The sequence below is a fragment of the Mesorhizobium sp. WSM4307 genome (assembly GCF_007003945.1).
Lineage (GTDB): Bacteria > Pseudomonadota > Alphaproteobacteria > Rhizobiales > Rhizobiaceae > Mesorhizobium.
Map to the genome: position 1 here is coordinate 69,225 of NZ_VFTB01000013.1, position 21,116 is coordinate 90,340.

Consider the following 21,116-nt stretch of genomic DNA (forward strand, 5'->3'; position numbering starts at 1 on the left):
CTTCTTGCTTTTCCATCGATGCTGCCGGCGGGACCATGGTCATGCATTGACTGGAGCAATGCATGACCCACCTACGCTGGGGCATTGTCCCGTTGTTTTGAAGGTAACTAACTGTAGCCTACCCATTAAAAATGCGGTCTGGCCCGCTGCCGGTTCGTGGATACCGATAAAGGTTTGACGGAACTGGAGGAATGCAGAGCCGAGCGCAGGTCGCGCAAGGTCTAGGATGGCGCCGGGGCGGGCGTGTTCGGTTGCCTCAGGCGCTTCGATAGTCTTCCGCGACAGAAAACGAGCTATGCTAGCTCGACTGCGCGGTTTAAAATCGGCGCAGCCCACTCAATCAGGGATCACAAGACCTGCTTTTCTAAGCGAGCCGAGAATGGTCTCGACATCTTGCGGGCGGGCCAAACGCATTGACACTTGCCCCCTCAGGTTCTTCACCAATGCCGGAAAATTCTGTTGAAGCCATTCGCTTTCGCGGTGCGCTTCCGCAACATTTCCTGCCTCACCGTTTATCGCAGCGCCAATCAAATGATAGATCGGATTCATCGGCGAAGGAGCTTTCTTCAGCCAGTTCGCTGCTTGCGCATAGTCGCCGCCAAAATAGGAGCAGAGGGCCAAGACCGCTTCATAGTCGGCTGAGGTTCCGGGATTCAATTGACGCGCCCCCGCTATCATCGAGCAACCTTTCGTCCATTGTCCTGAAACGGCCAGGCGCTCGCCATATTCGCTCAAAAACTCGGTGTCGTTTGGGTTGAGTTTCAAGCTCTCCTCGCCTAGCGCCAACGCGGCATCAATCTGTCGGTCGAAATAGAGTGCCAGCATTTTTGCCTGACGCGCTGGCATATTCAGGGGATCGAGCGCCGCGGCGTGCCGGGCGGCAGCGAAAGCGCGCTCAAGCGCTGATGCCGGAGGCCTCCCATCGACTCCATACCGGTAGTCATCGACATAGACCAATGACAGGAGACCCCATGCCGAGGCGTAGCCGGGGAAGCGATCCACAGCTTTCTCAAGGCATGTACGGACAGCGGGACGGCGCTCCGGATCCATTTCCAACCGATACGCATAGAAAGAAAGTGTACAACCATAGGCTACCCAATCATCGGGGGCGTTGCTCACGTCGAGATCCTCGTCCGCCTGGAAGATCACGCCGTAAACCTGAGCCAAATTTTGTGATACGCTGTGCGCAATTTCCTTCTGGGCATCCCGAAATACCGAGACTTTCAATGGGCCGTCGTAGGTATTTGCCCAAATGACCGACCCATTTCCGCGATTGATGAGCCGGACCCGAAGCTGAAAGGCCTCATCCGACAGCGTGACACTTCCAGCGACAACAAATCGTGGTGGCGCCAATGAGGCATCTTCCGGCTTCGGGGCTGACTCCATAACCAGCAAGTCTCTGAACTTGGAAAGCTGCTCGACAATTTCCTCCTTCAATCCACTTGCAACCACGCCTGCGGCCTGAGTGCCGCCCGGATTGTCAAACGTCTGCACGAGCACTCGGGGCCTTGCTGGCTCGGTATATGTGGAGGGCGCCCACCACCACCAGACCGATAGAGATGCCACGATCGCCACAAGAGGCATGAGCACGGCTGCCAGCACTCGCGGCCGAGTTCTCCACAGGGTCGGGCGCTCCGAGACTGGCTGCGCGACAAGTGGGGCCGGGAGCGGTGCTAACTCAGTTTCGGCCTGGCGTGCGAACGAAGGAACATATCCGCCCTTGGGAATTGTTATGAGTATAGGATCCCTTTGTCCTGAGGTCAGGTAGTAGCGTTCCAGCGCCCGACGAAGGTGGCCGGCCTCAATGCGGACGATTGGGTCCGTCTGAGGGTCAAATGATTGGCCACGGCCGAACACTTCGACCGCGATGGTGTAAGCCTTGATGCGATCGCCACGCCCGGATAAGGCTTCCTCGACCACGTAGCTAAGGAAACGGTGCTCACGGCCCGTGGCATCGAAGTCCGCGCTGCCGAGGATCAGGCCAAGCTGGGCGCGACAACTCTCGGCAGGGAGAACTGGCTCCGCTGTGAAGGATGATTCAGGCTTATTCACTGCCCCTCGCTCGACCAGTGACTACATGGTCCCCCACGTAATTTACATTCCCCAGCCGGTCGTGGGCAATATACAATTCACTCAGGTCGCGAACTGGCGAATTGAAAATCGAATTGAAAAAATCGTTATTTCGGTCGGATTTATGTCAGATCAACGAATCATGGCCACGCAACAGGAATCATCCGAGAGACAAAGAGCGATCCTAGCGGCGGTACGCCGCTTTCCGCAGTTTGAGTTGGCGATCCACCGACTGGTCGTTCGGAGTGAGAGCTTTCTGGAAATATGCGAGGAGCTTGCGGACGCCGAGCGGGCGCTCTCAAGTGTCGACCAGACCACAACGACATTGGTCGAGGCCAGACGAGCCGAATGGCAGCAACTTGTTGACCGGCTGGTTGGAGAGGTCGGGGCAGCGGTGCGGGACTCAGAGGCTCCCCGCAACCTGGGCGTCAATCCTCGGCCGCCATGGTAAGCGCCACGGATGGTCAGAACTGGTCGGTGGTCAGCCTCCCGCCATACGGGGTTCGATTGCAATTGCACAACCCTGTTAACGATAGGATGCTGTCGCAATGCGGTTGTCTAACAATCAGCCCTACGGCGCTACGTCGTGGTCCAATGTCGACTAAGCCTTCTAATGAAACCGGGACTGAGAGTCGCAACCCACAACCGAGCAAAGATCAATGAAAATTTTCTGTCGGACGGTGACTACCGGCTATGCCGCGCTTTGTATCCTGTGCCTTGCTAACAACGCGGGCGCGGCCGATCTGGTCTCCCCGGTGACGCCGGACCTGAAACCCATAGTGACCGAGCAGGGATGGACGTTCAGCGTCGCGCCGTATTTCTGGGCTGCTGGCCTCTCGGGCGACGTGGGGCAGTTCGGTTTGCCCGCCGTCGAGGTTGATTCTAATTTTGGCGACATCCTGAAGAATCTTGATTTCGCGGCCATGGCCGTTATCGAGGCACGCTACGACCGCTACAGCATTTTCGGCGACCTCCAATACGTCAAGATTTCCGCCGGCAATGGCACGCCCAAAGGCATCTTGGCAGACAGCGTCGATCTCACGTCGCAAACTTTTTCAGGTCTGGGTGGAGTTGGTTATTCAGTCCTCCAGAGCGACGCTGGACGTCTCGATGTGGTCGGCGCCATGAGGGTCTGGTCGGTCAATACGGACCTTGAGTTCCATGGTGGAATTCTTGACGGCCGCTCCGCCAGCGACGGCAAGACCTGGGTAGACGGGCTGGTTGGTATTCGTGCGAACTATTCGCTCACACCCGAGGTCTATGTCACCGGTTGGGGAATGGTGGGAGCTGGCGCGGCCAATGTCGATTGGGACGTCGCAGCCGCGCTGGGCTATCGTTTCAACGATCGATTTTCGGCGGTCGTCGGCTATCGCGCATTGGGCGTCAACTACGACAATAACGGGTTTGTCTTCGATGTCGTGCAACAAGGCCCGATCATGGGTCTGATCATGCGTTTCTAGGGCAGCGCCCAAATCGCAGCAATTGCGCCAGACCTTCGCAGGGTCCTGGCGCGGGGTTTTGAAGAACCGGGGTAGGGCGGACGGGCCGGCGCCACTACCCGCGTTAAGTTGGCCAGTCGCGGCGCTGATAGTGATGCTGACGGCCAAGTAGAACGTGCTGCAGGCAAAGAATGCGTCTGAACTCGTGGGTGATGCGCGCCAAAAGGTCGGCGACGACTTGGCCGGGCGGAAGACACGCAGTTTTCCCGAACTCGTTGCGCAGAACAGGTCTGGACGTCCGAAGCCTGTGATCGACAGCTTGCACCCAGCTGCATCTTTACAGTTAATTACGTTCCCCACCCGCGCCCTTTGTGTGCAAACCATCCCAGGCGTCCACTGCTGTTGGCCGCGATGCAATGGGTACATTGGGAAGAGGGCATGGGCTACCTCAGCGAAGTGAAAAAGCCGGAGATGCTGCAGAGCGAGTATGCGCGCACAGCGTTGCAGACTGGCCTGCGGTTCGAGGCGAAGCTCGGAGTGAATACCTATGAATTCGGCATGATAGGCTCGACCGACAGCCACACCTCGCTCACCACCACCCAGGAGGAGAACTTCTTCGCCCGGATGTCAGCGCGGGATCACCGCAAGTGAGTTGGCTGAGAGAACCCCTGCTGCATTTCGCGGTCGTCGGCGCGATCCTGTTCGGCAGCTACTCGTGGCTGCACGAAAGCAGTGTCGCCGCTTCAGCTGTCCAACCCGTCCGCATTGGCGAGGGCGATGTACGCTGGCTGAAGCAGACGTGGTCGAGCCAGTGGCTGCGCCAGCCCACGGCGGAAGAGTTGAAGGGTTTGGTCGACGATTTCCTGAACGAAAAATTGTTGGCACGCGAGGCTGAAGAGATGGGCCTTGAGCAGGACGACTCCATCATTCGCCGCCGCCTGGCGCAGAAGCTGAAGTTCCTGGTCGAGGACACTGCCCAACTTGCCGAACCTAGCGTGACGGACCTGCGGCAGTTCTATGCTGCCAATCCCGCACAATTCGAGACGCCGGGAAAGCTGTCGTTCAGGCAGATCTACTTCGATCCGAGACATCGCAAGGACGCCGCAGCGGACGCCCAAATGGCGCTCGCCGCGCTGAATGCGACGGGCGACGCGGACGCGGCGGCGGGTGATCCTCTGATATTCGGCGACAGTTTTGAAAACACCAACGAGCTGGCGCTGTCGGGGATGTTCGGTCCGGACTTTGCACGCGAGGTCATTGCGCTCGACCCCGGCCAGTGGCGCGGTCCGGTGAAGTCGGGGTACGGCGTTCACCTGGTGCTGGTCACCGAGCGCACGCCGACGGTGTTGAAGCCTTTCGAGACGGTCAGGGATGCCGTTCTTGGCGAATGGCGCGGCGCCAAGCAGACAGAGCTCACCCGCGACTATCTCGTCGAGCTGCGCAGGAAGTACGCGGTAGAGGTGGACGACAGCGTTAAGGCGATGCTGGGACCAGAGCCGGCACACAACGTGGCGGCAAAATGAGGCGACCGGGCAAAAAGTCTCTTCTCATGGGATGCGCCCGCGCAATGGAGCGCGTTGCGCTGGTCGTGCTGGCAGCGGTCATCATCGTGCTGCTGCCCGCGGCCGCCTCTGCCCATGAGGTACGCCCCGCCTATCTCAGCGTGCAGGAAGAGGCGCCGAACGAGTTCAGCGTGCTGTTCAAGACCCCGATGCAGGGCGACGCGAGACTGGCGTTGTCGGCGCTGTTTTCCGGCAGGAACGAGACGTTGACGCCGATCGTCTCCCATCCGACCGGCGATGCGATGGTGCAGACCTGGCACATGCGCACGCTCGACCCGCTCACTGGCCAGAACGTTCTGATCGACGGCTTGCAGAACACCATGACCGACGCGCTGGTCCATGTGGCCTTCGCCAACGGCAACAGCTGGACGGCGCGGCTGACGCCGAGCGAACCTTCCGCGGTAATCCCCGCGTCGCAGAGCGCCTGGGCGCTGTTCGCCACCTATGTCCGCCACGGCATCGAGCACATCGCGTTCGGTTTCGACCATCTGCTCTTCGTCTGCGGGCTGATGCTGATCGTGCACGACTGGCGAAAGCTGGTGAAGGCGATCACCGCGTTCACGGCGGCGCATTCCATCACCTTAAGTTGCGCGACGCTCGGATGGGTGAGGCTGCCTTCGCTGCCGGTGGAGACGATGATCGCCATCAGCATCGTCATGGTCGCCGCCGAGGTCGTGCGCATGGAGCGCGGCCAGCTCAGCCTCGCCATCGTTCGGCCCTGGATGGTGGCCTTCGCCTTCGGCCTGCTGCACGGCTTCGGCTTTGCCAGCGCGCTGGTCGAGCTCGGCCTGCCGCAAGGCGACATCCCCCTGGCGCTGCTCAGCTTCAACGTCGGCGTCGAGCTCGGACAACTGGCCTTCATCGCCGTGTTGCTGAGCTCGGTATACGCCGTGCGGCGGGTCATCTTCATTCCCCGGCAGGCGATCGTCGCGTCAGCCTATGCCATCGGCATCATCGCAGCATTCTGGAGCGTCCAGCGGCTGGACGCGATGTTTTCATAGTGGAGGTTCAAATGAAGTTCAGAAATCTCGATCGCGCACTGCTGAGAAGTGCAGCACTTGCAGGCCTGTTGGTCGTCGCGCAGTCCGTTCGGGCTCAGGAGGCTGTGAATACGGATATCGGCGACATCGACAAGACCACCGGCGCAACGGTGTTCCAGACAAAGCGGCCCTACTCGCCTTATGCCGGCCGCAACTTCCCGGTGCGGCCACTATTCGGCGACACCCATTTGCACACCGCGCTCTCCTTCGATGCCGGCGCTGCCGGCGCCAGGATCGGGCCGCGCGAAGCGTACAAATTTGCCAAGGGCGAGGAGATCGTTTCCAACACGGGGCTGCCGGTGAAGCTGTCGCGCCCGCTCGACTTCCTGGTCGTGGCCGATCACTCCGACAATCTCGGTTTTTTCGGCGATTTCCTCGCCGGCAAACCCGAGATCCTGCAAAATCCCCAGGCCCGCACCTGGTACGACATGATGCAGTCGGGCAAGGGCGCCGAGGCGGCCTACGACATCGTCAAAACCTTCGCACAAGGCAAGTTTCCGAAGGAGATTACCTATTCGCCGGGCAGCGCCGCGTATCGTTCCACCTGGCAGAGCATCATCGACGCGGCCGAAGAGGCCAACGAGCCCGGCCGTTTCACCGCGATCATCGGTTATGAATGGACCTCGCTATCGAAGGGCAACAATCTGCACCGCAACGTGATCTTCCGCGACAACGGCGACAAGGCCGCGATGATCGAGCCCTATACGACGCAGCCGCCGCTCGGCTCCAACAATCCGCGCGACCTCTGGAAATGGCTGCAGAACTATGAGGACAAGACCGGTGGCCAGGTGCTGGCGATCGCCCACAACGGAAATCTGAGCAACGGCACGATGTTCCCGATCATCGAGTCCTTCACTGGCAAGGAGATCGACCGCGAATATGCCGAGCAGCGGGCGCGCTGGGAGGTCCTGTACGAAACCACGCAGATGAAGGGCGACGGCGAGAGCCATCCGGTCCTGTCGCCGAACGACGAGTTCGCCAATTTCGAGAAGTGGGACAAGGGCAACCTCGACCTCAGCGAGGCCAAGAAGCCGGAGATGCTGGAGTTCGAATACACGCGCTCGGCCCTCAAGAATGGCCTTAAGCTGGAAGCGAAGCTCGGCGTGAACCCCTACAAGTTCGGGCTGGTCGGCAGCACCGATTCGCATACCGGCCTCGCCACCGCCGATGACGACAACTTCTTCGGAAAGGTCGCGTCGGCCGAGCCAAACCCCGAGCGCACCTCGCATGCCTTCATGTCCAACGCGAAGCTCGGGCTGAAGATCATGGAATGGGAGATGACCGCGTCGGGCTACGCAGCGGTGTGGGCGCAGGAGAACACCCGCGCCTCGATCTTCGACGCCATGAAGCGGCGCGAGACCTATGCCACGACCGGGCCGCGCATGGTGGTGCGCTTCTTTGGCGGCTTCGACTTCGAGGCCGCCGACGCCAACAGCCGCAGCCCGGCGATTGCCGGCTACAGCAAGGGTGTGCCGATGGGCGGCGACCTCAGCCACGCGCCCGACGGCAAGGCGCCGACGTTCCTGGTCGCCGCGCTGAAGGACCCGATCGGGGCCAATCTCGACCGCTACCAGATCGTCAAGGGCTGGCTAGACGCGGCCGGCGAGGTGCATGAGAAGATTTACGACGTCGCCTGGTCCGGCGACCGCAAGGCGGACGCCAGCGGCAAGCTGCCGCCGGTCGGTAGCACGGTCGACGTGCCCAATGCGACGTGGACCAACACGATCGGTGCGCCCGAGTTGATCGCGGTCTGGAAGGACACGGATTTCGACCCCTCGCTGCGTGCTTTCTACTACGGCCGTGTCATCGAGATCCCGACGCCGCGCTGGACCGCCTACGACGCGAAGTATTTTGGCCTGACCTTGCCGGCCGACGTGCCGATGACGACCCAGGAGCGCGCCTATACGTCGCCGATCTGGTACAATCCGGCAGGTTAATTTGGGTGGATCCCTGCAGGAGGGCCTGCATCATGCGTTTGTTGGATGGCAATTTTGTTGCTGTTCCAAAACGCGCCAGCTGAAGTCAATTTCCGGCCACGAGCTTCAGGGTTCCGGCCGTAGGATACAGTTAGTTACCTTCCTTACAGGACGCTCGAAACGTAAGCGGTTTCCGCGCCACCGTTGGGGATTGATCGCGATCAGTCAGCTGCCGATCTTGTATTGGGTCGGCAAGCGGGTTGTGTCTTGACTGACCTTTACGCAAGTCGCGTCACGCGACGACTTGTGTCCGATCACGGACAACGCTCGGCGGGGGGAGGCAAGGCTGCCTTCTCGGAGATGACATCGGGGTGCACGAAAGAATGAAGCTGGTAAATCGCTGCCGGGTACTGGTGGGAGTGAGCATGCGAGCAGGGCGAACCCTGGCAATATCCTCTGCTTGCGCACTCATCCTCTCTTCTTGCGCAAGCAGGCCTGAGACCGGGGCCCTTTTGTCGAATACCTCCGTAGCTCAAGGTGCCAGTTCGCATACCATTCTCGTTGCTACCACTCGAGCGCCTGATGCTCGACCGGGAACCTACTTCGATGGCGAACGGTCATCTGCCCTGAACTTTGCATCGATCACCGTCAGCGTGCCGCCGAACCATAGGGCTGGCAATGTCGAATGGCCTTCTTCGAAGCCGGGAAATGCTCAGACGGATTTTGTCACGCGAGATGGCGAGGTCCTGCCGAACGAAAAGCAGTTTCTGGCCGAATTGAACCAACGTTTGAAAGCTCAGCCCAAAGGCCAGCGCAAGGTCCTGCTCTTTGTGCATGGTTACAACACGCTGTTTGCCGAAGGACTCTATCGCTTCGCGCAAGTCGTTCATGATTCCCGTGCGCCTAGCGTTCCCGTCTTCTTCAGTTGGGCCTCGCGGGGCAAGACGCTGGACTACGTATATGACAACAACAGCGCGACTATCGCTCGCGACAGATTGGAGCGGACGCTGCGCCTTTTGATGGCAAGTGATGCTGATGAAATCAACGTCCTCGCGCATTCGATGGGCAACTGGGTGACCGTCGAGGCATTTCGGCAAATCAAGATATCGGGAAATATCGCTTCAGCCGGCAAGCTTGGCACGGTGATACTCGCCGCCCCCGATATCGACGAGGACGTATTCAAATCGGAAATGCAGCGAATCGGAAAACCTAAAAAGCCGTTTTTGATCATTCTCTCGCGCGACGACAAAGCATTGGGACTGTCGCGAGTTATCGCTGGCGGCAAAGATCGGCTTGGAGCGAGTAAAGACAGTGCGGGCCTCGCAGATCTCGGCGCCATCGTGGTCGACCTGTCGAATGTGAAAGCGACGGATGCGACCAATCACGGCAAGTTCGCTCAAATTGCAGAAATTGCGCCGGAACTTCGCAAGGTCCTGGCGCAGGGTATTCCAGATCAGGAAGAGGGCGGGCTGGCCGGCGCCACTACCCGCGTTCTCACGTTACCAGTCGCGGCGCCGATAACGATGCTGTCGGCCAATTAGAACCTGCTGCAGCTATTTGAATTTAGAGAGGATGAACGATGACAAGAATTAGCTTGAGATTGGCCGGTGGCGCGGCTGCGATTGCCGTCGCTATAATTTTTGGCGGACTGATCGACGAAGTTGTACCGCTCCCCTCTTTCGTCGGCGACGCGCAGGCGCGAGTTGGTCATCCGCTCACGCCCGGCAGCGTCGCTGGCGTTGCCAGGCGTACCACTCGCCGAACAATCCGCCGGACGGCTATCTACGTGAACAGCCTCCCGGCCGCGTGTGTGAAGACCACCGTCTACGGCCCCGTGCTGTGGCACTGCGGCGGCAAGTACTATCAGGCTCATAACGGGCGCTACGTCGTGGTCCACATACAGTGACTTGGGGTTGACTTCTGGAAACAGCGGAGGGGAAAAATGCCGTTGGTTCAAAGCTTCTTCGGCAGCATCTTGTTGTGTCTGGCCGTGGCGCTTCCAGCACAGGCGCAGGACGCGCCGAAACCGACTAGCTGGCAGGAACAGTACGCCTATTCCCTCGGACTGCAGGCCTATGTCTTTGGATTTCCCTACGTCTACCTGCCGTCATTGCGCTGGAATTGGGTGACCGTGCCAAAGCCTGCCGGAAGCATCACGCCCTACGCGCCGCTGAACCACTTCTACAACGTCCGTGATCTGGCCACGGCCGAATACCGCGATGGCGGCTCGCCGAACAACGACACGCTGTATTCCATCGCCTGGATCGACGTGTCGAAAGAACCGCTCATTCTGACTCATCCCGACATGGGCGACCGCTACTTCACCTTCGAACTGGCGAGCATTGACAGCGACAACTTTGCCTATGTCGGCACCCGCACCACTGGGGGCAAGGCGGGAAGCTACGCGATTATCGGTCCGAACTGGAAGGGTCAGCTACCGGCTGGAGTGAAGTCTATCACGCCGTCCAGAACCAACAGCGTTCTGATCCTCGGACGCACATTGGTCGATGGTCCGGCCGATCTGCCTGTCGTCCGCAAGCTGCAGGACCAGTACACGCTGATCCCGCTCAGCCAATGGGGCAAGGCCGAACCTTTGCTGCCTGCGAGCCGCGATGTCTGGGCTCCCTTCGACGCGAAGACCGATCCGCTCGGCGAATGGAAGACGATGAACCGGGCGATGACCGAGAACCCGCCCGAGGCGAGGCTGGCGAAGCTAACCGAGCTTTTCGCCAAGATCGGCATCGGCCCCGGCCAAGACATCGACAAGCTGGACGAGGACACCAAGCGCGGTCTGGCGCGAGCTTCCAAGGACGGCTTTGCCATGCTTCATCAGGTGATCCGCTCTGGCGCTCTCGGCAAGCGCGTGAACGGCTGGAATATCCCGCCGAAGGCGATGGGGACGGCGGGCCTGATTGACGATTTCCTGCTGCGGGCGTCAATACAGTGCCTTGGCGGGATCATCGCCAACGACCCGGACGAAGCAGTCTACTACAACACCGCGCTTGACCAGTCAGGCCAGCCGCTGGACGGCAACAAGCAATATGCGATGCGCTTTGCTCCCGGCCAACTGCCAGAAGTGAAGGCGTTCTGGTCGATCACCATGTACGATCCCACCTACAACCTAGTTGCTAATTCCATCAACCGATATGCAATCGGAAACCGGACCCCGAACCTCAAAACCGATGCCGATGGTGGTCTGACGCTTTATATCCAGAGCGAGGCTCCGAGTGCAGATAAGATGGCGAACTGGCTGCCAAGTCCGAAAGCTGGCTCGTTCACCGTCATTATGCGGACTTATATGCCGGACAAAGCCATCGTCGACCAGACGTGGGCACCACCGGGAGTCGCGCCTGCTCGCTGACCACCCGATGTAATCGACCGAGCAAGTCCGAAATGGGGTCGGAGGCAGAAGGGCGGCTTACCGCCTGCGATCCCCTAACCTGGCGGGGACTATGAATAGACAAGAAGTATTCCGGAAAAGCGTGCTCGGCGTCAGGCTAGCGCCGACAAATCAAGGGAGGGCGAAAAAGGTGAACAACGATCAGGACTTGCCGGAAGCCGATATCGGCATCAAAATCACGCGCCGCGACGCATTGATGGCCGGCACGGCGGTAGCCGTTTCCCGCTTGGTTGCACCAATCGGCCTTTCGGGCGCGCTCGCTGGCCTCGCCGGCGTTCAGCAGGCAGAGGCACAGCCGGCGGCCCCCAACATCGTCTACATCATCTCCGACGATCAGGGCTGGAAGGACGTGGGCTTCCACGGCTCGGATATCAAGACGCCCAACATCGACAAGCTCGCCGCCGAAGGCGCGCGGCTGGAACAATTCTATGCCCAGCCGATGTGCACGCCCACCCGCGCGGCGCTGATGACCGGGCGCTATCCGCTGCGCTACGGGCTGCAGATGGGCGTTATCCCGTCAGGTGGCAGTTACGGCCTTGCCACCGACGAGTATCTCCTGCCCCAGATGCTCAAGGACGCAGGATACAAGACCGCGATGGTGGGCAAGTGGCATCTTGGTCACGCAAAGACTGAATACTGGCCGCGCCAGCGCGGATTCGATTCGTTCTACGGCGCCCTGGTCGGCGAAATCGATCATTTCAAGCACGCTTCTCATGGCGTGATGGACTGGTACCGCAACAACAAGCCGCTGAAGGAGCCTGGCTTCGATAATACCCTGTTCGGCACGGAAGCCGCCAAGGTAATCGAAAAACATGACGGCAAGGCGTCACTATTCCTGTATCTGGCATTCACCGCACCGCATTCGCCCTACCAGGCACCCGAAGAGTACATCAAAAAATATGCTCATGTCGCCGATGAGCAACGGCGGCTCTATTCCGCCATGGTCTCCGTCATGGACGACGAGATCGGCCGGGTTGTTGCCGCGCTCGAGAAGAAGAAGATGCGCGACAATACAATCATCATCTTCCAGAGCGACAATGGCGGCGTGCGGGATGCAATGTTTGCGGGCGAATCGAAGGTCGGAAACAGCCTTCCGGCCGACAATGGGCCATATCGCAGCGGCAAGGGCACGCTCTATGAGGGCGGCACCCGTGTCTGCGCTCTGGCGAACTGGCCGGGCAAGGTGAAGGCCGGTGACGTGAACGGCCTGATACATGTCTCGGACATTTATCCGACCCTTGCTGGGCTTGCCGGAGCGAAGCCAACCAAGAACAAGCCGCTCGACGGCATGGATGTCTGGGGGACGATCAGCGAAGGCAAACCCTCGCCCCGCAGCGACATGGTCTACAATGTCGACCCGACAGGCGGCGCAATCCGTGAGGGCGATGTGAAGCTTGTATGGTCGGCCGGCGTGTTGGAGCGCGTCGAACTGTTCGACCTAGCCGCCGACAAGTCCGAAACTACTAACCTGGCCGACAAGAAGCCGGACAGCGTCAAAAAAATGAAGGCGAAGATCGTGGATATCGCCAAGCAAATGGCACCGCCGCTGCTGATCGGGGAGGCGATCAAGCTGACCTTCGGTGCACCGCCAATTGCAGCGGATCCATCCTCGATGTTCAATCAACTCGGAGACTAGTTCGGCCCGGATCAAAGTTCGCTTCTATGGAACTATAGTCATGAATGATGCAGGGATGGCTGTGCCGTCTACGGAGGATCTGGAGCATGTTCGTTCCGTTCCTAGGCACAGCCCGCCATTTCCAAACATGGTGCGAATCCCTGGTGGCGAATTCCTAATGGGATCAGACCACCATTATCCGGAAGAGGCTCCAACCCACCGCGTCGTGGTCGATGGTTTCTGGGCGGATGTGACGACTGTTACGAACGATGATTTTGCGAAATTTGTCGCGGCGACAGGGTACGTGACGCTGGCTGAGCGTCCTGCCAACGCAGCCGAGTATCCCGGCGCGCCGGCGGAGTCGCTCGCTCCCGCATCGGCGATATTCGTTCGACCGCCGCCTGGCACCAACCGAAGCGACCATTACCGGTGGTGGGCCTATGTGAAGGGTGCCAATTGGCGCCATCCACGTGGGCCTGCGAGTTCTATCAAAGGTCTCAACAACCACCCGGTAGTCCACCTCGCGTTTGAGGATGCCGAAGCCTATGCGAACTGGGCGGGAAAGGCGCTCCCGACCGAGGCGGAATGGGAGTTCGCGGCACGTGGAGGATTGGACGGCGCAGAGTTCGTATGGGGCGACGAATTGACCCCCGGCGGCCGGCATATGGCCAACACGTATCAGGGCGACTTCCCATTCCGCAACGATTGCGAGGATGGCTACGAGTGGACCGCTCCGGTCGGCTCGTTTCCTGCAAACAGCTATGGTCTCTACGATATGGCAGGCAACGTCTGGCAGTGGACCACGGACTGGTACCAGGAGCATCGCCGCATCGAAAGCCCTTGTTGCACGATGACAGATCCGCGCGGCGGCGAGCGCGACGCGAGCTACGATCCGCTGACGCCTGACATCAGGATTCCGCGCAAGGTCACCAAGGGCGGGTCCTTCCTCTGCGCGCCCAACTACTGCCGGCGTTATCGTCCCGCCGCGCGCATGGCGCAGGCGATAGACACGTCCACTTGCCACCTCGGCTTCCGCTGCATCGTGCGTCCGGTGTGAGGGAAGAGTGCGGAAGCTTGACCAGTCCGACGCGGCGCACAAAGCTATCGTCACCAAAAAGGGTTAGGCCGCGACCGCCAATGTGTGAGAGTCCGCTGGTGCCTCTGTACGGTTTCCCAAGCTAAATCCCAAAGGACGCTGGCGGCCTTGATGCGATAGTCGCGAGCATGCCGGCACGACCCTTAGGGCTTCGACGGATAGCTAGAGAGAGGGGCACAGTCCGACATTGGCTAAACCACGCTTCGGCGGACTTTTTCGTGCGCGCACAATTTTTTCGACGCCCGCGTCGTATGGTGTTGCTGCTGCGGCGGCTCGTGATGCCGCCAGAAACAGGAGGCCCGAGATGTACTCTTCAATGTTACCGACCCATGGCGCGTTGGTTGAAATCGCGATGCGACTCGCGACGACGACAGATCGGCAGCGGCGATCGGCTACATACGATCCGGTGAAGTGCGGAGATGCCTGGTGTCCGTGGTGCCACATGACAGGCGCCACAAAGCCATCGGAACTGGAAGCTGTTGCAAATGATGACCCAGCCGAAACACGCAGGTACGATTGCACGGTCTGCCGAGAAAAGTTTCGAGTCGGCACGTAATTATCGGCCGAGCGCTGGGTCTGCGAAGGTTATGCCAAACCGAATATTCGGCAAAAAAATAACGAAAACAATGGAGATGGCGGAGAGAGTGAATTCCAAGCGCGGCCTAGTGTTCTCTGCGTGTAAAATACCCTTTTCACACTGACTCGGTTTTTGGTCAGGCGTGATCGAATGGGCTGCTTCGCATCGCCCGCCGCCCGTCGACCACCTTTCATCTTGTCTGGCTCATTTGGTCTTCATGCCGGTCCGCGTTGAATGCCTGCTTTCCCTTCGCGATCCATAGGTCCCGCGCCTGCTCGCCTTCGTGGCCCTGCAGCTCGGCAGCGATCCAGAGCAGCGCGCCGTAGATGATAGCGCGATCGTCATTGGCGAGCTCGACAATGCCTGCCTTGACGACGAGACCGCCGAGTTCGATCAGATGCCGTGTGCGCTTGCGGCGCTCGACCTGCCAGGTGCGCATGTCATTGCGAGCCTGTGCCGCCTGCCGGCGATTGCGGGCTGCCCGATTGCGCCGGAGCGCGTCGCAGGTTGCCTTCAGATGCCGGAGCAGTTCGCCGGGACCCGCTCTCGAAAAACATCACCCCACGCTTGGCCCATGCCTCACGCTTTGCGGCTTCTTTTGTTTCAGCGATTGCGACCAGCGCGCCGGCCAATTCGTCGGTGCTGAGTTGATCGGCGCCGGTGGCGATCACCAGCTCGCCAAGCTGCTGGACCTTTCGCGTTTTGAGTTCTCGTGCCTTTTCTTCCAGCGCCCTCAGTTCCGCGTCGAAGTCTCTTGGTTTACGCATGGCGGTCTCCATAGATTGTCGATGCAGGTATGACAGGCGAGCGCCTGCCGGAAGGCTTCAGGGTTGCCGAGACAGGCGGGGACGGGCTGGTCCATCCCGAGAATTTTTCGAGGGAGGGCGCGCTTATACGTCGTGCCGACGTGCGCTTTGACGTGCAAATGATCTGGTCGCGATGGCGATCTATCATCTTCACGTCAAGGTCATTGGCCGCAAGGCCGGCTCGAGTGCTGTTGCCTCGGCCGCCTACCGGTCGGCCTCGCGGTTGCGCGACGAGCGGATCGAACGCACGCATGATTTCTCGGCCAAGCGCGGTGTCGTCCATTCCGAGGTGATGATGCCGGAGAATGCACCAGAAGCCTGGAGCGACCGCGAACGGCTGTGGAACGATGTCGAGGCCTTCGAGGTCAGGAAGGATGCGCAGCTTGCCCGCGAGGTGGAGTTTGCCCTGCCGCGTGAACTCAGCCAGGCGCAAGGCATCGAGTTGGCGCGCGACTTCGTTCAGACCGAGTTCGTCAGCCGGGGCATGGTCGCCGATCTCAACGTGCATTGGGACAGGGCAGAGGACGGCAGCCCCAAACCGCATGCCCATGTCATGCTCGCCATGCGATCCGTGGATGAGAACGGTTTTGGTCCAAAGGTCCGTGACTGGAATCAGACCGAGCTGGTCGAGCGCTGGCGTGAACGATGGGCCGAGCTTGCCAATGAGCGCCTTGCCGAACTCGACATCGACGCCTGCATTGATCATCGCAGTCTGGAAGCGCAGGGCATTGCCTTGGAGCCGCAGACTCAGATTGGTGCACCGGCCCAACGCATTGAAGGCGACGGCCTTGACGCTGCCGGCATTGAAGCAGATCGCGCCGAACTGCACCGCGACATCGCGCGCAACAATGGCGCGCGCATCATCGGGGATCCATCGGTGGCGCTGGACGCCATCACGCATCAGCAATCGACCTTTACGCGAAGGGACATTGCGAAGTTCGCGCATCGACACAGCGATGGAATCGAGCAGTTCAACCACGTGATGGCAGCCGTCAGCAACGCGCCCGATCTGGTCGAACTCGGCAAGGACGGACGCGGCGAAGATCGGTTCACGACCCGGCAGATGATCGAGACCGAACAGCGCCTGCATCGCGCGGCAGAACGCATGGCCGGACAGGAGCACTATGCGGTGAGTAACGCACATCGCGAGGCTGCTCTCGCGAATGCCAAGCAGCTCGGTCTTGTCCTTTCTGGCGAGCAGGCCGATGCATTGACTCACATCACCGATGGCCGCGGTCTTGGTGTTGTTGTCGGCTTTGCCGGAACGGGCAAGAGCGCGATGCTGGGTGTTGCACGCCAGGCATGGGCGGCAGCGGGCTTTGAGGTCCGAGGCGCGGCACTCTCCGGCATTGCGGCCGAGAATCTCGAAAGCGGCTCAGGCATCTCGTCACGCACCATCGCCAGCATGGAACACAGTTGGGAACAGGGCCGTGACCAGCTCACCGCACGTGATGTCCTGGTGATCGACGAGGCTGGCATGGTCGGCACGCGCCAGTTGGAGCGCGTGCTCTCCCATGCGGCGGACGTTGGTGCAAAAGTAGTGCTGGTTGGTGATCCGCAGCAGCTGCAGGCCATCGAAGCGGGTGCTGCATTCCGTTCGATCCATGAGCGCCACGGCGGCGTCAAGATCGGCCAGGTGCGCCGGCAGCGCGAGGACTGGCAGCGTCACGCCACGCGCGATCTGGCAACCGGCAGGATCGGTGCTGCGATCGGCGCCTATGACGCGAAAGGCATGGTGCACCAGGCTGCGACGCGCGATGAGGCGCGCAGCAATCTGGTCGAGCGCTGGGATCGCGACAGGCAGGCGCAGCCACAGGCAAGCCGGATCATCCTCACCCACACAAACGACGAGGTGCGCGCGCTCAACCACGCAGCGCGAGAGCGCATGCGCGCCGCCGGCGATCTCGGCGAAGAAGTGCAGGTGGATATCGAACGCGGGGTGAGAAGTTTCGCCAGCGGCGACCGCATCATGTTCTTGCGCAACGAGCGCGGGCTCGGCGTCAAGAACGGCACGCTTGGTGTGATCGAAGAGGTCAGCACACACAACATGGCCGTGCGCACCGATGACGGCAGGTCCGTACGGTTCGATCTGAAAGACTATGCCCACATTGACCACGGCTATGCAGCGACCATTCACAAGGCTCAGGGCATGACCGTTGACCGCACCCATGTCTTGGCAACACCGGGTATGGATGCGCACGGCAGCTACGTTTCGATGTCGCGGCATCGAGATGAGCTGAACCTACACTACGGCAGCGATGACTTTGCAACACAAGACCGGCTCGTCCGCACGCTGTCACGCGACCGCGCCAAGGACATGGCGTCGGATTATGAGCAAGCCGACCCAGCTCAGATCTATGCCGAGCGGCGGGGGATCACTTTCCGCGAGCGTGTGGTCGAGATCGTGCGCCGGATCGTTCCGGAGAAACTGCGCGATAGGATCGGCGGGCTGCTGGACGGGCTGCGCTCGCCCGGAGACGGCGAACCCGGCCAGAACCGTGGGCAAAGGCCGGGAAGGGAGAATGTCGGGGCCCAGATCGGAGATCGTGGCCCCACGCCTGGAAGAGAAGCTCTTGCTGAGGGAGCGCAGCGCGACACGACTGTGCCGGGGAACCGAGAGGCAGAAATGCGTCGAGCCCGCACCCAGGCGCTTGTGGGTCACGCGCGCGTCATCGATGCGATCCTCAGCACCGGAAGTGAGGACGGGCAGGGCAGTCCCGAGCAGATGCGCGAATTGAAGGATGCCCGTGGCGCGTTCGAGAAGGTTCGGCGGCATGGCTGGCGTGACGCCGAAGCGGCCTACGTCAAGAACCCTGAGCTAGTTCGTGAAGCGGCGGCCGGCCGGGTCAACCGCGTCGTGCAGGCGCTCCAGCTAGAAACCGAAATCCGCACCGGACTGGACATCGATCCGGGCCGCCGCGCAGACCGTTTCGTGGAACGCTGGCAAAAGCTTGATCGCACGGGCCAGCGCCAATACCAGGCCGGCGACATGTCCGGCTACAAGTCAACGCTCTCGGCTATGTCCGACATGGCAAAAAGCCTCGAACGCGATCCACAGCTGGAATCCCTGCTTGCCAACCGCAAGCGCGATCTTGGCATCAACATCGATTCCGGCCGGCGCCTTGGTGCGGAACTCGCATTCAGCCATGGCATCGGTAGGGGGCGGGGCCTTGGGCTTTGAGATCCCTCCGATTTGCCGCCGTTTTCACGCCGCAGGCGGCTGAAGCCACAAACCTGATTGCGTCCAGCGTTCGGTCTGTCCTGTCTGTCCCAATAGATACCAGCAACAACCACTGAGAAGCAGCGCGAGCTATGTCCGAGCCGGATCGCATCATACGCCTCAGAACCGTCAGGACCGGTCTGTCCCGCTCGACCATCTATCGCAAAATCGCCGAAGGCACGTTCCCCGCGCAGATCAAGATCAGCATCAACGGGGCGGGCTGGCGGGAATCCGACGTCAATCGATGGATCGCCGATCCTGTTTCGTGGTGTGCCAGAACGGGGCGGAACATAGCTACTAGCGGCAAACGGTCTGAGGGCACATAAGTTCACCTCTTGTCGAATCCGATGAACGATTAGGGCCGTCTCCTGGCAGCCCCCATCGGACGCCTTTTTTGCCGAAGTTGACATCAGACCCGTCGTGAATCGGGTGACCAACTAAGTAGACAACCCGGACCGTCGTGCACACTAGGGTTTAGTTCGGCATTTTCCAGCGGGAGGACGCCAATGCAGAGTTCCGAGGTACTTATACGGCGCGCCGAGGTTGTCTGCGTCCACCTCAATACACTTGAGGAACTCCTAAATGTATCGAAGCCGGGGGTCGCAGAGGCGCTCCGCGCCAGCCTCTCTCTACGATTTCTATTCGACGGTGCGCTCATTCAAACCGCTCATCTGCTCGGGCACGCCATCGAGATACCCGCACCGGTCTTAGAGAGAATTCCAATTGAGGAGGCGGTGCTCTTTGCGTGTGGCGGCTATCATCTGGGAGCTGCAACTGTTAGCCCGCACTACACCTACCGGGAGCCAGGACCCAACAGTGGGCACCGTCCGCAATTTGAAAGTCAGGTTGCCAGTTCCCCTAGCACGCACGTGTTCGCCGACATCAAACTGTCGAAGTTCCTGCTACAGCCTTGCTTGGGCCTTGTTGGCCTCACCATCTCGCGCAACGCCACGATCCGGTATGTGGCCAACAAGTGTGGCGGCGCACACCACCACGACGACCTCGCCGGGTTCAGCGAGTTGGATATGCGGCTGACACTTGTCGGGCATGCATTGCGCGTGAATGGTGACAGTATATCAGCGGTGTTTCTTGAAACACTTGGAACGGCGTCGCTGCTGCTCGCTTCGAACAGCATCATCACCCTACGTGCAGCTTTGGCCGCAGCCAGAACCCACTAAAGCCGCACCTGTCGATTGTCGCGCGGATGCCCGAAACTTCAGGATTCGACCATCAGCGACCATAAACCGAAACGCCTCTGACCTTGTCATAAAAGCGATCGATGAGCCTTTGCTCGTCTACGCGCTCCACGCGCATCGGCCGTCCGAGGCTCGCAAACCTGGCGTTGGGAAAAGCCCATTCAAGCTTTGAGTTACGCCGCAGATTTTTCACGGCAAACAAAACTCCGAACGGCCCTCGAATGCCCGAGTCATCTAGGATGAGTTGAATGTCTCGCAAATGCCGGGCGAACTCCGCGTGAAACTCGTTAATGGTCAGCCGTCCCTCCCCGTCCCGAACAGAAAATGGATGGGCAACATAGGAATGGACGAGCCAATCATCGTCGATAAAGAAGCGCGATATCGAACGGCCCTCCTGAAAGGTTGCGTCCCGAACCTCAACGCCATTATCGCAGCCTTTGAAAACGCCACGGCTTTCGCCATGATAGTGACGCATCACTTTCAGAACAGTTCGGCCGGGATCAAAAGACGTCCGCCCTCGTTCGTAGTGCTCCTGCGGCACGATCGCTATATGCAGGGTCGCGCCATTGTTCTGCATGATGTCGCGCGCTTCGACAGCTGCATTCTCACGTTCCATCAATTGCACCGTGTCGGCCTCTAGCTTCTCTAGTGGCGTAAACAGGGCGTGGAGTTGGTCGCGCGGGATTGGCGTATTTTGGGCGCCGGTGCGCAGGTAAAAGCCGCCTGTGATTTTGTTCTGATAGGGTCGTAACCGGTGGTCGGGCAGATCAAGACAAAGAATGAAACCTCCCGTGTCCAAATCGAGGAACTCTGCACGAACGCCCAACGGCTTGGGATCGATGTTGTCCTGAAGGATCGAGATGATGCGGCGTTGCAAAGCATCCCGATCGCCATCCATCGCTTCGAAGCGTTCGAAGGCGCCCTTCTTTTCATGTACCCCAACGATAAGATATCCAGGCCCTGCATTTAGAAACGCGACCACGTCATCGATGAAGTTTGACTTTCCACGTTGCTCGTCGAGGTTCAGGCGTGCCTTGAATTCATGGTGTTGCCCCTCGATGACAAGGCCAGATCGGATGCTGTCGCGTGTCGGCGCGGCTGGTTGTTTATTCATTCTGTAGCCCTCTCAAATTTTTCCGATCAAATGCTGTGGGCAACATTTCATCGCCGGGTATTTAG

General features: G+C 60.0%; 18 protein-coding genes. 14 read left to right on the forward strand and 4 right to left on the reverse strand.

Features of this window, described 5'->3' with window-relative positions:
- Positions 1 to 336 precede the first annotated feature (336 nt).
- Positions 337 to 2,052 carry a hypothetical protein gene (locus FJV83_RS28750; protein WP_095794092.1) on the reverse strand — a complete coding sequence of 572 codons (1,716 nt, stop codon included), beginning with the start codon at positions 2,050 to 2,052 and terminating at the stop codon, positions 337 to 339.
- 25 nt (positions 2,053 to 2,077) lie between these two features.
- Here FJV83_RS28750 and FJV83_RS28755 point away from each other — a divergent pair, with 25 nt between their 5' ends.
- From FJV83_RS28755 to FJV83_RS28805, 11 genes are all read left to right on the forward strand, one after another.
- Positions 2,078 to 2,521: a hypothetical protein gene (locus FJV83_RS28755; protein WP_245437932.1), complete on the forward strand. Its 444-nt coding sequence runs from the start codon at positions 2,078 to 2,080 to the stop codon at positions 2,519 to 2,521.
- A gap of 208 nt (positions 2,522 to 2,729) precedes the next feature.
- Complete coding sequence (locus FJV83_RS28760; RefSeq protein ID WP_095794093.1) at positions 2,730 to 3,530, forward strand: hypothetical protein; 801 nt, start codon at positions 2,730 to 2,732, stop codon at positions 3,528 to 3,530.
- 390 nt (positions 3,531 to 3,920) lie between these two features.
- Positions 3,921 to 4,160, forward strand: coding sequence for a DUF3604 domain-containing protein (locus FJV83_RS28765; RefSeq protein ID WP_095794094.1), 240 nt, complete (start codon positions 3,921 to 3,923; stop codon positions 4,158 to 4,160).
- Positions 4,157 to 5,032 carry a peptidylprolyl isomerase gene (locus FJV83_RS28770; protein ID WP_095794095.1) on the forward strand — a complete coding sequence of 292 codons (876 nt, stop codon included), beginning with the start codon at positions 4,157 to 4,159 and terminating at the stop codon, positions 5,030 to 5,032. Before FJV83_RS28765 ends, FJV83_RS28770 begins: the two co-directional genes overlap by 4 nt.
- A 44-nt stretch (positions 5,033 to 5,076) precedes the next feature.
- Positions 5,077 to 6,072, forward strand: a complete 996-nt coding sequence (locus tag FJV83_RS28775) for a HupE/UreJ family protein (protein WP_095794096.1) — start codon at positions 5,077 to 5,079, stop codon at positions 6,070 to 6,072.
- Positions 6,073 to 6,083: 11 nt separating this feature from the next.
- Positions 6,084 to 8,048: a DUF3604 domain-containing protein gene (locus tag FJV83_RS28780; RefSeq protein WP_095794097.1), complete on the forward strand. Its 1,965-nt coding sequence runs from the start codon at positions 6,084 to 6,086 to the stop codon at positions 8,046 to 8,048.
- 491 nt (positions 8,049 to 8,539) lie between these two features.
- Positions 8,540 to 9,568, forward strand: a complete 1,029-nt coding sequence (locus FJV83_RS28785) for an alpha/beta hydrolase (RefSeq protein WP_210202267.1) — start codon at positions 8,540 to 8,542, stop codon at positions 9,566 to 9,568.
- 38 nt (positions 9,569 to 9,606) lie between these two features.
- Positions 9,607 to 9,933, forward strand: a complete 327-nt coding sequence (locus tag FJV83_RS28790; RefSeq protein ID WP_095794099.1) for a hypothetical protein — start codon at positions 9,607 to 9,609, stop codon at positions 9,931 to 9,933.
- Between the two features lie 36 nt (positions 9,934 to 9,969).
- Positions 9,970 to 11,388, forward strand: coding sequence for a DUF1254 domain-containing protein (locus tag FJV83_RS28795; RefSeq protein ID WP_095794100.1), 1,419 nt, complete (start codon positions 9,970 to 9,972; stop codon positions 11,386 to 11,388).
- 169 nt (positions 11,389 to 11,557) lie between these two features.
- On the forward strand, positions 11,558 to 13,063 hold the full coding sequence (locus FJV83_RS28800) for an arylsulfatase (RefSeq protein ID WP_348645158.1): 1,506 nt from the start codon (positions 11,558 to 11,560) through the stop codon (positions 13,061 to 13,063).
- A 127-nt stretch (positions 13,064 to 13,190) separates the two neighbouring features.
- Entirely contained in the window at positions 13,191 to 14,099 is a 909-nt protein-coding gene (locus tag FJV83_RS28805) for a formylglycine-generating enzyme family protein (RefSeq protein WP_142885363.1), read from the forward strand.
- A gap of 806 nt (positions 14,100 to 14,905) precedes the next feature.
- Here the strand turns inward: FJV83_RS28805 and FJV83_RS28810 are convergent.
- Entirely contained in the window at positions 14,906 to 15,154 is a 249-nt protein-coding gene (locus tag FJV83_RS28810) for a conjugal transfer protein TraD (RefSeq protein ID WP_095793751.1), read from the reverse strand.
- A 1-nt stretch (position 15,155) separates the two neighbouring features.
- Positions 15,156 to 15,482 (reverse strand): conjugal transfer protein TraD, encoded by a 327-nt coding sequence (locus FJV83_RS28815; protein WP_095793782.1) that lies wholly within the window; start codon positions 15,480 to 15,482, stop codon positions 15,156 to 15,158.
- Positions 15,483 to 15,654: 172 nt separating this feature from the next.
- Here FJV83_RS28815 and traA point away from each other — a divergent pair, with 172 nt between their 5' ends.
- The 3 genes from traA to FJV83_RS28830 all read left to right on the forward strand — a co-directional run bounded on the left by traA (position 15,655) and on the right by FJV83_RS28830 (position 19,919).
- A complete protein-coding gene (gene traA / locus FJV83_RS28820) occupies positions 15,655 to 18,702 on the forward strand; it encodes a Ti-type conjugative transfer relaxase TraA (protein ID WP_095793753.1) in 3,048 nt (1,015 codons plus the stop codon).
- A 131-nt stretch (positions 18,703 to 18,833) separates the two neighbouring features.
- On the forward strand, positions 18,834 to 19,067 hold the full coding sequence (locus FJV83_RS28825; RefSeq protein ID WP_142877766.1) for an AlpA family phage regulatory protein: 234 nt from the start codon (positions 18,834 to 18,836) through the stop codon (positions 19,065 to 19,067).
- A 180-nt stretch (positions 19,068 to 19,247) separates the two neighbouring features.
- A complete protein-coding gene (locus FJV83_RS28830; protein WP_142877767.1) occupies positions 19,248 to 19,919 on the forward strand; it encodes a hypothetical protein in 672 nt (223 codons plus the stop codon).
- 52 nt (positions 19,920 to 19,971) lie between these two features.
- Here FJV83_RS28830 and FJV83_RS28835 read toward each other — a convergent pair whose 3' ends face one another.
- Positions 19,972 to 21,051, reverse strand: a complete 1,080-nt coding sequence (locus FJV83_RS28835; protein ID WP_095793756.1) for an ATP-binding protein — start codon at positions 21,049 to 21,051, stop codon at positions 19,972 to 19,974.
- Positions 21,052 to 21,116 lie beyond the last annotated feature (65 nt).

Coding starts and splice junctions, on each gene's coding strand:
- FJV83_RS28755 (WP_245437932.1), top strand. CDS start 2,078: ATGGTCCCCCACGTAATTTACATTCCCCAGCCGGTCGTGGGCAATATA.
- FJV83_RS28760 (WP_095794093.1), top strand. CDS start 2,730: ATGAAAATTTTCTGTCGGACGGTGACTACCGGCTATGCCGCGCTTTGT.
- FJV83_RS28765 (WP_095794094.1), top strand. CDS start 3,921: ATGCAATGGGTACATTGGGAAGAGGGCATGGGCTACCTCAGCGAAGTG.
- FJV83_RS28775 (WP_095794096.1), top strand. CDS start 5,077: ATGGAGCGCGTTGCGCTGGTCGTGCTGGCAGCGGTCATCATCGTGCTG.
- FJV83_RS28780 (WP_095794097.1), top strand. CDS start 6,084: ATGAAGTTCAGAAATCTCGATCGCGCACTGCTGAGAAGTGCAGCACTT.
- FJV83_RS28790 (WP_095794099.1), top strand. CDS start 9,607: ATGACAAGAATTAGCTTGAGATTGGCCGGTGGCGCGGCTGCGATTGCC.
- FJV83_RS28795 (WP_095794100.1), top strand. CDS start 9,970: ATGCCGTTGGTTCAAAGCTTCTTCGGCAGCATCTTGTTGTGTCTGGCC.
- FJV83_RS28805 (WP_142885363.1), top strand. CDS start 13,191: ATGGTGCGAATCCCTGGTGGCGAATTCCTAATGGGATCAGACCACCAT.
- FJV83_RS28810 (WP_095793751.1), bottom strand. CDS start 15,154: ATGCGCACCTGGCAGGTCGAGCGCCGCAAGCGCACACGGCATCTGATC.
- FJV83_RS28815 (WP_095793782.1), bottom strand. CDS start 15,482: ATGCGTAAACCAAGAGACTTCGACGCGGAACTGAGGGCGCTGGAAGAA.
- traA (WP_095793753.1), top strand. CDS start 15,655: ATGGCGATCTATCATCTTCACGTCAAGGTCATTGGCCGCAAGGCCGGC.
- FJV83_RS28825 (WP_142877766.1), top strand. CDS start 18,834: ATGTCCGAGCCGGATCGCATCATACGCCTCAGAACCGTCAGGACCGGT.
- FJV83_RS28830 (WP_142877767.1), top strand. CDS start 19,248: ATGCAGAGTTCCGAGGTACTTATACGGCGCGCCGAGGTTGTCTGCGTC.
- FJV83_RS28835 (WP_095793756.1), bottom strand. CDS start 21,051: ATGAATAAACAACCAGCCGCGCCGACACGCGACAGCATCCGATCTGGC.